Below are 1726 nucleotides of genomic sequence, written 5' to 3' on the forward strand. Positions count from 1 at the left end.
GGCAGTTTCAATACCAAAAAAAACACTGTAAAATTCAGTTCGGGTTTGATGAATGACCATTTTGAAATTGCAGGACGTTTGTCAACTTTAAAATCGGATGGATATATCGACAGAGCAAGTTCTGATTTGAAATCCTATTTTTTACAAGGTACTTATATTGGTAAAACTACTTTAATCAAAGCATTAGCTTTTGGTGGGAAAGAAAAAACATATCAGTCTTGGAATGGTATTGATGCTATAAGTATGGCTGATAACAGAACTTTCAACTCGGCAGGAATGTATACAGACGAATTTGGAAAACCTCGTTACTATGATAATGAAACTGATAATTACCAGCAAGATCATTTTCAATTGCATTGGAACGAAAAAATCTCAAGCTACTGGAGTACCAACTTGGCTATCCACTATACCAAAGGAAAAGGATATTATGAAAATTATAAAGAGGAAGCAAAATTATCAAGTTATGGTTTAACACCTATTATAATTGGAACTACAACCATTAACAGAACCGATTTAGTTCGTCAAAAATGGTTAGATAATGATTTCTACGGAACATCCTTTTCTGCAAATTACAATAATGAAAACCTAAATCTGATTTTTGGTGGTGGATGGAATAAATACGAAGGAGACCATTATGGGAAAGTAATTTGGGCAAGATATGCTTCAAAAGGTGAATTGGGAGACCATTACTACGATGATTCTGCTGTAAAAACGGATGGTAATATTTTTGCGAAAGCCAATTATCAAATAAGTGAAAAAATCAGTTTGTTTGGCGATTTGCAACTTCGAAATGTACATTACAAAGCTGATAGTTGGGAAACAGGAGTAGTCAATGACAACTTCAATTTCTTCAATCCAAAGGCGGGTTTGAATTATGATATTGATGCAAAAAATAAATTGTATTTTTCGTATGCCAAAGCAAATCGTGAACCCAACCGTACCGATTATGAAAATGGAAATCCAAAATCTGAAAAGTTAAACGACTTTGAATTAGGCTGGAGATTTGATGGTGATAAAGTAAAAATCAATTCGAATATTTATTATATGGTCTACAAAGACCAGTTGATTTTGACTGGAAAACTAGATGATGTAGGAAGTCCTATTCGATCCAACAGCGATAAAAGTTATCGTTTAGGTTTAGAAGTTGATGCCACGATTGTAATCTCAGAAAAGTTTATTATTAGACCTAATTTTACCTTGAGTGACAACAAAAATGTAGATTTAAACATAGGTTACGGTGACGTCACTACAGATATTGCATATTCGCCATCAATTATTGCAGGAAACATTTTCATCTATAAACCAATTGAAGGTTTGTATGTTTCTTTGCTACAAAAATTTGTTGGAGAACAATTTATGAACAACGTCGATTCAATAGAAGCAAGATTAGAAAGTTATTTTGTTAATGATTTGAATGTTTCTTACGAAATAAAACCAAAATCAGTGTTTAAATCAATAACTATAACTGGTTTGGTGAACAATGTTTTCGACAAGAAATACGTGTCTAATGGTTATATGTGGGATATTTACCCTTATTATTATCCCCAGGCAGGAATCAATTTCTTGGCAGGATTGACCTTGAAGTTTTAGATTATTTATTAGTTCTATTTTATAGAATCCTGACGGTTTAACTGTCAGGATTTTTTTAATTATAAACTCTCAACAAATTCCCATTCACTTCAACTCGGTATTGTTTTAGCGAATATAGTTTCCCTTTAGATTGCCC

Annotated in this window: 1 protein-coding gene; it reads left to right on the forward strand. The window is 32.6% G+C overall.

Going from position 1 to position 1726, the window contains the following annotated elements; all coding sequences use genetic code 11:
• A partial coding sequence (locus EKL98_RS15540; protein WP_126563106.1) for a TonB-dependent receptor occupies positions 1-1590 on the forward strand: 1590 nt, incomplete at its 5' end.
• Positions 1591-1726: the final 136 nt, after the last annotated feature.

Source organism: Flavobacterium bomense (assembly GCF_003970355.1).